Origin of the sequence: Vibrio sp. V43_P6S15P86 (assembly GCF_009904725.1) — a bacterium.
In the GTDB taxonomy this organism is placed as follows: Bacteria; Pseudomonadota; Gammaproteobacteria; order Enterobacterales; family Vibrionaceae; genus Vibrio; species Vibrio diabolicus.
This window is the reverse complement of sequence record NZ_WXWT01000061.1, coordinates 1-9,408: the sequence shown is the minus strand read 5'-3', so window position 1 is coordinate 9,408 and position 9,408 is coordinate 1. Positions and strand designations below refer to the sequence as shown.

At 47.4% G+C, this 9,408-nt stretch carries 12 protein-coding genes; 11 read left to right on the top strand and 1 reads right to left on the bottom strand.

From position 1 onward, the window contains the following. Positions 1-46: 46 nt before the first annotated feature. Positions 47-844 (bottom strand): flagellar basal body P-ring formation chaperone FlgA, encoded by a 798-nt coding sequence (flgA, locus tag CAG69_RS02720; RefSeq protein WP_006741306.1) that lies wholly within the window; start codon positions 842-844, stop codon positions 47-49. A 77-nt stretch (positions 845-921) separates the two neighbouring features. Here flgA and flgB point away from each other — a divergent pair, with 77 nt between their 5' ends. From flgB to flgL, 11 genes are all read left to right on the top strand, one after another. Continuing rightward, positions 922-1,284 (top strand): flagellar basal body rod protein FlgB, encoded by a 363-nt coding sequence (gene flgB / locus CAG69_RS02715; RefSeq protein ID WP_005395306.1) that lies wholly within the window; start codon positions 922-924, stop codon positions 1,282-1,284. A 2-nt stretch (positions 1,285-1,286) separates the two neighbouring features. Then, complete coding sequence (gene flgC, locus CAG69_RS02710) at positions 1,287-1,721, top strand: flagellar basal body rod protein FlgC (RefSeq protein ID WP_005395305.1); 435 nt, start codon at positions 1,287-1,289, stop codon at positions 1,719-1,721. After that, positions 1,721-2,404, top strand: coding sequence for a flagellar hook assembly protein FlgD (gene flgD / locus CAG69_RS02705; RefSeq protein ID WP_005395303.1), 684 nt, complete (start codon positions 1,721-1,723; stop codon positions 2,402-2,404). Before flgC ends, flgD begins: the two co-directional genes overlap by 1 nt. Positions 2,405-2,431: 27 nt before the next feature. Then, positions 2,432-3,628, top strand: coding sequence for a flagellar hook protein FlgE (gene flgE, locus CAG69_RS02700; RefSeq protein ID WP_005395301.1), 1,197 nt, complete (start codon positions 2,432-2,434; stop codon positions 3,626-3,628). 12 nt (positions 3,629-3,640) lie between these two features. Next, the gene (gene flgF, locus CAG69_RS02695) at positions 3,641-4,372 is read left to right on the top strand and encodes a flagellar basal-body rod protein FlgF (RefSeq protein WP_006741308.1); all 732 of its coding nucleotides are present in this window, start codon (positions 3,641-3,643) and stop codon (positions 4,370-4,372) included. Positions 4,373-4,399: 27 nt separating this feature from the next. Further along, entirely contained in the window at positions 4,400-5,185 is a 786-nt protein-coding gene (gene flgG / locus CAG69_RS02690; RefSeq protein ID WP_005395297.1) for a flagellar basal-body rod protein FlgG, read from the top strand. Between the two features lie 32 nt (positions 5,186-5,217). Continuing rightward, on the top strand, positions 5,218-5,889 hold the full coding sequence (flgH, locus tag CAG69_RS02685; protein ID WP_005395295.1) for a flagellar basal body L-ring protein FlgH: 672 nt from the start codon (positions 5,218-5,220) through the stop codon (positions 5,887-5,889). Beyond that, positions 5,889-7,010, top strand: coding sequence for a flagellar basal body P-ring protein FlgI (locus tag CAG69_RS02680; protein WP_031780462.1), 1,122 nt, complete (start codon positions 5,889-5,891; stop codon positions 7,008-7,010). The genes flgH and CAG69_RS02680 overlap by 1 nt, the downstream gene beginning before the upstream one ends. Before the next feature lie 10 nt (positions 7,011-7,020). Then, positions 7,021-7,569: a rod-binding protein gene (locus CAG69_RS02675; RefSeq protein WP_161442623.1), complete on the top strand. Its 549-nt coding sequence runs from the start codon at positions 7,021-7,023 to the stop codon at positions 7,567-7,569. Next, positions 7,570-8,943 carry a flagellar hook-associated protein FlgK gene (gene flgK / locus CAG69_RS02670; RefSeq protein WP_161442621.1) on the top strand — a complete coding sequence of 458 codons (1,374 nt, stop codon included), beginning with the start codon at positions 7,570-7,572 and terminating at the stop codon, positions 8,941-8,943. It begins immediately after the preceding gene. A gap of 11 nt (positions 8,944-8,954) precedes the next feature. After that, on the top strand, positions 8,955-9,408 hold a 454-nt coding region (gene flgL / locus CAG69_RS02665), incomplete at its 3' end, for a flagellar hook-associated protein FlgL (protein ID WP_161442619.1).

Genomic DNA, 9,408 nt, shown 5'->3' with positions numbered 1-9,408 from the left:
TTACTGACGAGAGCCAAAATTAAAAAATGTTACTCTGAGTCCAAAATCAAAATTGAGTATGAACCTGGTTTAACCCGGTTACGACAGCTCTAATGACCTTGCCTGAACTTAGGTTTTCTACTTCAATTTGTTGCCCTTTCGCACCATCTTCTAAGGCGACTCCTTTCGTGCTAGCGCTAAATCCATTTTTGCTCGCAATCACTATGACTTCATTGCCTTTTTCGATTAAAGGTGGAGCAGATAAATTGGATGGGTTGACCACTTGCCCTGCACGTAAACGGCGAGAGGTTTCTAAGCCTATTGCTTGTCCTGGGCGAGTATAAAAATCGTCTTGTCGCGAGATGGTGCGCGTTTCCAGTTTAACGTGCTTGGCAGTCACAACTTCATTTCGACCGACCGTGGTTGTGGCAACCAAGACAGGCAGTGTCAGAGAAGATTTTATCGTGACGTTAATTCGCCAGGGTGAAGCGATGTCATCGCAACTTACTGAGCGCTTAAGGTTTCCAACTGGCAACGCTTGATTGTCGCGACCAGTGATGACCAGAGGCGATTCACACTCAGGTAGGTGATTCGCCGAGCCTGGTACCCACATGTCGAAATCCAGTTGGTATTCTCCCCACTGGTTAGAGTGAGCATTTTGGGCCACTTCTTGTTTGAAATGCTCTGCTACAACAGATTTTATCTCCTCAACGCTTAGGGTTCTGCCAGAGGTGTTGGCGAAAGTTTGTCCTGGTATTAGAGCAAGCAGAGTTAGCATTAATGTTGAGGAAGTAAGCACTTTCCCCTTGCTTTTAATGCTTTCCGTGAGCCGGAAGTTTGGCTTCCATCCTTGTTTGTAAATCATTGATATATATAACTATTTTTTATGGCACGCATCTTGTTTGTATGTTGGCGTATTCGAGCCAACTGTAAGGAAGATGCATGGCGATCACATTTGAAAATGCTTTAGGTGTACATCCAGAGGCACTTAATTTTCGCGTTCAGCGTACCAAAGTCCTTGCCAGTAACCTAGCAAATGTTGACACCCCTGGGTATTTGGCGAAAGACCTAAGTTTCACCACCGTAATGAACCAGGTGGCTGCAGGCGGTGTGAACAAACCAGTGCCTAAGTTTCAGGTTCAGGCCCAATACTCGGTGCCTTACCAGAACAGCAAAGATGGCAACACTGTAGAACTGGGTGTTGAACAAGCGAAATTCACGCAAAACAACATGGACTTTCAAACTAGCCTGACGTTTCTCAACATGAAATTTAATGGCTTAACGAAAGCGATTGAGGGACGTTAATTATGTCATTCACTGATATTTACTCGATCACTGGATCCGCGATGACGGCACAAACTGTGCGTCTTAACACGGTCGCCAGTAACTTAGCTAACGCGGACGCGGTGTCTGCAAATCCAGATGACGCTTATAAAGCGCTGAAGCCCGTATTCGCGACTGTGTACCAAAAAGCGCAGCTGACAACGGAAAACGGGGTTTATCCCAATGCTGAAGTTCGCATTGTTGACGTTGTGAAAAATGCGGGAGAAGCCGAGAAACGCTTTGAGCCAAACAACCCGTTGGCCAATGGTGAAGGTTATGTGTATTACCCAGATATCGATGTCGTGGCTGAAATGGCAGACATGATGTCAGCGACACGTAGCTTCGAAACCAATGTTGAAGTGTTATCAAATGTGAAAAGTATGCAGCAAGGTCTGCTTAGATTAGGGCAGGGCAGTTAATGAGTCTCGCACAATATACACCTTTATCGTCTGATGCTCCTGTGAGCACTAAAGCAAAAGAGAACAATGGCATTGCACCAAATCCTAAAGATATGAACAGTGCTTCTTCATTAGAGAACGAATTCATTTCTTTGATGGTGGCGCAGATCCAAAACCAAGATCCACTTAACCCACTTGATGGCACTGAATACGTTGGTCAGTTGGCTCAATTCTCTCAAGTTCAAAGTACCGAGAATATGTCCAAGACAATGCAACAGAGCATGATTCTCCTCGACAACATGCAAGTGCTATCGACAGCGGGGCTCGTCGGACAAACTGTTTACGTCAACTCCAAAGAATTTGAGCTTGGTGAAGGCGTACAGAACGGAAAAATCGAACTCGCTCATAGCTCAAACCAAGTGACGTTAGTTGTGAAAGATGAGTTTGGTCAATCTACTAAAGTGCCATTAGGTGCTCACGGCAAAGGTGACGTCGACTTTTCAATTAATCCTGAAGAACTTGGTCTTAAACCAGGCAAATACTCAGTGGCAGTAGAAGTGCAAGAAGGGCAAGCAAGTCCAAATGTGCTCATGGCTGGCACTGTTGAGCAAGTGCGCATTCCAAATACTGGCGGCGCAGCATTAGTCAATGTCCATGGCGTTGGCAACGTTCCTTTCTATCAAATCACTCAGTTTGGTGCTTAACCAAATAGGGAAATCAGAGGTCTTTTTATGAGTTTTAACATCGCACTAAGTGGTCTGGACGCGACCAACACAGAGCTAAACACAATCAGTCACAACATTGCCAACGCATCAACGTATGGTTTTAAAGGTGGCCGCACAGAATTCTCCGCAGTATACAACGGCATGCAACCTGGTGGTGTAGAAGTCGCGTCAATTTCACAGAACTTCGACAAAGACGGCAGTATCTCAGGAACTGGCCGTGCGATGGACTTGGCTATCAACGGTGGCGGATTCTTTGTCACTAAAGACAATATGGGTCAAACGCTATACACGCGTTCAGGTGTATTCGCGACAGATAAAGATAACTTTGTTACAGCGAACAGTGGCGCAAAACTGCAAGGTTACAGTGTGGATAGCAACAACAACCTGATGACAGGCTCTGTGGGCAATATCCAAGTATCTACGTCATCACTGAATGCAAAAGCGACAGACGGTCTTGATTTTGTTGCAAACTTTGATGCAAGTGCGTCTGCCATTGATAAAACGGTAACGCCGTTTAATCCGGACGATCCAAACTCATTCAATTCGTCTTACACCACAAAAGTCTATGACTCGCTGGGTAACTCGCACACGGTGACCCAGTACTTCACTAAGACCGCTTCTAACTCTTGGGAAGTGAATGTTCAAGTGGATGGTGGTGCAACACCAGTGACAACGGTGCCAGTAACGTTTGACAAAGACGGTTCGCTTTCTTCACCGACGGCTCCGTTTAATGTTTCATTCCCTGCGGCAGGCGCAAACGCGATGAGTGTCGACATTAACTTGAAAGGCAGCACGCAGTTTGGTGCGAAATTCGGCGTAAGTACTAACAGCCCGAACGGTTACACATCCGGTGAGCTTGCAGGTGTACGCGTTGAAGGTAATGGCATGGTTTACGCGACCTACACTAACGGCCAATCACAGCTGCAAGGTCAAGTTGTACTTGCAGACTTCGCCAACACACAAGGTTTAGCAAAAGTGAGTGGTACGGCATGGACTCAAAGCTTTAGCTCTGGTGCGCCAATCACGGGTGTCCCTGGTTCAGGTACGTTGGGTGATTTAACCCCAGGTGCGCTAGAAGGTTCTAACGTTGACTTAACCAGTGAGCTTGTGGCGCTAATGACCGCACAGCGTAACTACCAAGCAAACGCGAAAACCATCTCTACCAGCGACAAGCTAACTCAAGCTTTGTTTAACGCGGTGTAATGGGAGTTTTGCATGGATAGCTTGTTATTTACTGCAACGTCAGGTGCGAGTCGAGTTCTTAAGGCTCAGCACGTGCGTTCAAACAACTTATCAAACGCTGATACTGCTGGCTTTCGAGCGGATATGGAGCGCGTGCGCAGTGTAGAAATGCAAGGCCCAGGTTTTGATGGTCGCACTATGGTTGTGACCAACTCTGCCTCAACGCGTTTTGATTCTGGCGACATTATGAAAACGGGACGCCCGTTGGATGTCGCCATCATGGGTGAGGGTTATCTTGCTGTTGAAACCCCTGCGGGTAACGAAGCGTACACGCGAGCGGGCAATATCCAAGTCGACACTTTTGGTGCCATGACCATCAACGGTTTTCCTGTTCTTGGTGAAAATGGGCCTTTGGTTGTGCCTGATTATCAAAAGATTGAAATCAGCGAGCGTGGTCAAGTATCCGTGATTCCGCCAGGTGGTGGCGCAGAAATCGTCGCGGGAACGTTGAAGTTGGTTAAACCAGAAATGAACCAACTTCAAAAAGAGAGTGACAGCCTACTGCACAGTGTAGATGGCGTGCCATTCGCTGCCGATGAAACCGTGCAACTTTCTCCTGAGCACATTGAGGGCAGTAACGTATCTGCCATTGATGAGTTGATTAGCGTGATGTCGTTAACGCGTAACTTCGAGATGCAAGTTCGCATGATGAAAACGGCCGAGACGTTGGCACAAGCTGGTAATAAATTAATGGCGGCGAGATAAGTCTCGCCCCGCAAGGAGTAATAAAAAATGCATTCAGCATTATGGGTAAGTAAAACAGGCATGGCAGCGCAGGACACGAAGATGACTGCCATTTCTAACAACCTAGCGAACGTAAATACAGTTGGCTTTAAGCGTGACCGAGTTGTATTCGAAGACCTTTTCTACAGCATTCAGCGTCAACCTGGTGCTCAAGTAGACCAAGTTAACGAATTGCCAAGTGGTATTCAGCTAGGTAGCGGTGTTCGCGTAGTTGGCACGCAAAAAGTGTTTACGCAAGGTAACACTCAAAATACAACACAAGAGTTGGACCTTGCCGTAATGGGACAGGGTTTCTTTCAAATCGAAAACTCGGATGGACAGATCATGTACACACGTAATGGTCAGTTCCATGTCAACTCTGAAGGCTTGATGGTTAACAGCCAAGGCTTGCCGTTAGAGCCACAAATTCAGATCCCAGATAATGCCTCTTCATTCTCTGTTGGTGTTGATGGCACGGTAACAACAACGACGGCGGACGATCCAACGCCACAGCAGCTTGGTCAAATCACACTCGCAAAATTCATTAACCCAGCAGGCTTAGAGGCGGTGGGTGGTAACTTGTTCCGTGAAACGGAAGCCAGCGGCCCGGCAGATGAACTGATTGCTGGTGAAGATGGTGCAGGCCTCATCAAGCAAGGTGCATTGGAAGGTTCAAACGTACAAGTAGTGGAAGAGATGGTCGACATGATCACGACTCAACGTGCGTATGAGATGAATGCGAAAGTGGTCTCTGCTGCAGATGACATGCTGAAGTTTGTTTCGCAATCAATGTAAGTATGAAATTGGTGATGATGAAGGAAAAAGCAATGAAATGGCTTTCTAAGAGTTGGGCAGTAGCCGCCGTGTTGCTGGTGGGATGTGCCGGCCGTCAGGAATTTATTCCGCCTGAGCCAAATGCCGAGGAATACGCACCACCAACGCTCGATTACACGTTGCCGGAAACCCAGTCTGGTAGCCTTTATCGTCACCAATACACGATGACCCTGTTTCAGGATCGTCGTGCTTACCGAGTTGGCGATGTGTTAACGGTTCAACTATCAGAAGAAACCTCATCGAGCAAAAAAGCGGGTACTAAGTTTGGCAAAAGCTCAGCGGTTAACTTCGCGGCGCCGACCATAGGAACGAAAACGTTCGATGAGTTAGGGGTTAGTGTCGATGGCAGCCGCAACTTTGATGGCAGCGCTTCAAGCTCACAGGGCAACAAACTGCAAGGTGCAATCACCGTAACGGTACACGAGGTGTTACCTAATGGTGTATTGCGTATCAGTGGCGAAAAGTGGCTGCGCCTAAACCAGGGAGATGAGTTTATTCGTCTCACTGGCATTGTTCGTGTGGATGATATTAATCGCAGCAACCAAGTTTCTTCTCAACGAATTGCTGATGCACGAATTACCTACGCAGGTCGCGGAGCTCTGGCTGACAGCAACGCAGCCGGGTGGCTAACTCAATTCTTCAACAGCCCATGGGTACCTTTCTAATGAAGACAATGCAATCTTTCTTTACGTCTTTCCTATTGGTGTTGACCTTGGGATTACCAACCACTTCACATGCTGAAGTGGAAATTCCGATCATGGACTTGGTCGATGTACGCGGCATTCGAGAAAACCAATTGGTTGGTTATGGTTTGGTGGTTGGCTTAGCTGGCCAGGGTGACCGAAACCAAGTGAAATTTACTTCTCAATCTATTACCAACATGCTCCGTCAGTTTGGGGTTCAAATTGATGACAGTATGAACCCTAAGCTACGAAATGTGGCTTCTGTGAGCGTGACAGCAACCGTTGATCCAATGGCGGGCCCTGGACAAACTTTGGACGTGGTCGTGTCTTCAATTGGTGACGCGAAAAGCCTCCGTGGCGGTACGCTATTGTTGACGCCTTTACGCGGTATTGATGGTGAAGTGTATGCCATTGCACAAGGAAACGTCGTGGTGGGCGGTTTATCTGCAGAAGGGCGAAGTGGCTCCAAAGTCGAAGTTAATACGCCAACGGCAGGTCGCGTTCCGAATGGTGCGACGTTAGAGAGAGAAATCAAAACTGATTTCAACCAGCGTGATGAAGTCACCTTAAACCTGCGTAAACCAAGCTTCACGACGGCAAAAAATATCGCGCGTGAAATCAACAACACTTTTGGGCCTAACGTTGCTGTTGCGATCAATAAAGCGCGCATTGATATGCGTGCACCAAAAGATACCCAACAGCGCGTAGTGATGATGTCGATGCTTGAAGAAATGAGCGTCGTGGAAGGCCGCAAGCCGGCTCGAATTGTCTTTAACTCTCGTACGGGAACGGTCGTGATCGGTAAGAGTGTCAAAGTGAGTGAGGCAGCAGTGAGCCATGGCAACTTAACCGTGCGAATTTCTGAATCACAACAAGTCAGTCAGCCAAATGCGTTTGCAAATGGCGATACGAAAGTCGTTAACCAAACGGATCTTGATGTGAACGAAGATTTAGCTCAAATGGTGATTTGGCCTCCAGGCACGGAGCTCAACACTATTGTGACTGCGGTAAACAGCTTAGGTGCCACACCTACTGACTTAATGTCTATCCTGCAAGCACTGAGCGAAGCGGGTGCATTGAACGCTGAATTGGTCGTGATTTAAGGAGTTAAGGATGAAACTAGACAGTACCAATGAACAAACTCAACTGAATTCGATGCTGTATCACGACAACAGCGCACTTGCCAACATCAAGCAGAGTCGAGATCAGGAAGGCGCGCTTGAAGTAGTGGCGGGTCAATTTGAGGCGATGTTTTTACAAATGGTGCTGCGTCAAATGCGCAGCAGCAGCGATGTTCTAGCGGATAAAGACAGCCCGTTTGCAAGCAAGCAGCAAGGTGTTTTCCGCGATATGTACGATGGGCAACTGGCAATGGAACTGGCAAAAAAGCAGAGCTCCGGCATTGCCAATATGCTCATCCAGCAACTTAGCCCCTCTATGCGCGAAGTCGCCTTTGATGCTGCGCGTAACATCTCATCTGCAAACGATGGTAAAGGTGCGAATTCTGAATCTATCTCACAGCTTGATGCTAACGAGATTGAGGGGAACTCAAGCTTATTTAATACCGCCTCTCAAGCCGTCGCCTCTGTAAAACAGGTGCTCGGTGAGGCCGGTATGACTACCGCGTTTTCTCAGCCGTTGATCAGGAAAATGGAGCTGTAAATGAACCTAGTTAATATTGCCCTTTCAGGTTTAGGCGCGAACCGCGTGGCCTTAGACGTAACGGCACAAAACGTGGCGAACGTGAATACTGTGGGCTACAGCCGTCAACAAGCGTTGATGGCATCAGTCGATGACGGAAAAGCCAACCGCTTAAGCCCTGGTTTAGGGGTAGAGGTCACCAGCATTCGCCGCGTTACAGACCAATTTCTGATTAAGCAAACGTGGTCAACTAACAGTATGGCGGCGTACGCTTCTGGTTACACCAGCAACATGAGCCAATTGGAAAATACGCTAGGGGCCGATGGCTTCAGTATTTCTGCTGGTTTGGACTCTCTAAACGCTGCGCTTAACGATGCTACGGTTAAGCCTGAGTCGATCCCTTACCGTCAACAAATCATCAACGAATCTGAAGCGTTGGCGCGCCGCTTTAATACGTTGACCGAGTCTTTGCACAACCAACATAAAGATATGAGCGACCAGCGTAATGCGGCACTCAACCACGCGAATAGCCTCATGGAAAACATCGCGAAGGTAAACAAACAGCTGGTTGAAATGCAAGGAACAGGTGGCAACCCATCGCAACTTATGGATGAACGAGATAAGTTGATCGGCGAGTTATCTCAAACCATCGAAATCAGAACAACAGAACAGCCTGACGGCAGTGTTCAGGTAACGTTGACCTCTGGTCAGCCACTTGTGATGGGCACGGACCATGGCAAACTCGCAGCCGTTCCAGACCCTAGTGACCCTTACGTAGCAGACTTACACGTAACATTCTCAAGCCAAAGTTTTGCGATTGGTGACTCTCTTGGTGGCAAATTAGGTGCGATTAACGATTATCAAACCGATGTATTAAAACCAAACCAATTGGCTTTGAATGACATGGCGAAAGCGTTAGCGGATGAATACAACGCTGTGCTCGCTACTGGACAAGATTTAAATGGTAACCCAGGTAAACCATTGTTCAGTTACGACCCTGCCAACCCAGCGGCAAGTTTGGATGTCACTGAGTTAACTCCAGGTGAGCTTGCTTTTTCAAGTGATGGTACGCCAGGTAATGCGGATGTATTGCAGTCGTTGATTAATTTAAGCAACAAACCTGTTTCTGTGACTGGCTATGGCTCAGTGAGCTTGAATGACGCATTCAGTTCCATGGTGGGTCAAACCGCGATTAAAGCACGCCAAGCAGACGCCGATTACCAAGCTAAGTTAGCCATGAACAAGCAAGCACATGCGGCTCGTGACAATGTGAGTGCCGTTAACAGTGATGAAGAAGCGGCTAACTTAATGACGTTTGCTAATGCACACAATGCCAACATGAAAGTGATCAGCACAGCGAATCAGCTGTTCGATTCTGTATTGCAGTTATTCTAAAGGAAACCCAGATGCGAATCAGTGACAATCAATTTAGCCAAATGATGCTGCAAAGCCTGCAAGGTAACAATGCAGGCCTGGGGCACGTGCTACAACAAATGACGACAGGTGAGCGTCTAACTAAACTATCTGACGATCCAATGGCATCGATTAAGCTGCTTAATTTGGATCGTGAAAACAGCGCCATCGCCCAATATCAAAACAATATCGCAAACGTCAAAACCACGCTTTCGAGTCAAGAAACGCATTTAGACTCAGTGAAAGAGAGCCTAATGAGCATGCGTGATATTGCGTTGTGGGGCGCGAATGGCTCACTGACTGATCAAGACCGTACCGGTATGATCACGGAGCTAAAGAGCTATCGTGATTCAATTGAGTCGTCTTTCAATGCTCAGGATGAAGAAGGACATTACCTATTTTCAGGCACCAAAACTGACACCCCTGCTATAAACAGTGCAAGCGGTA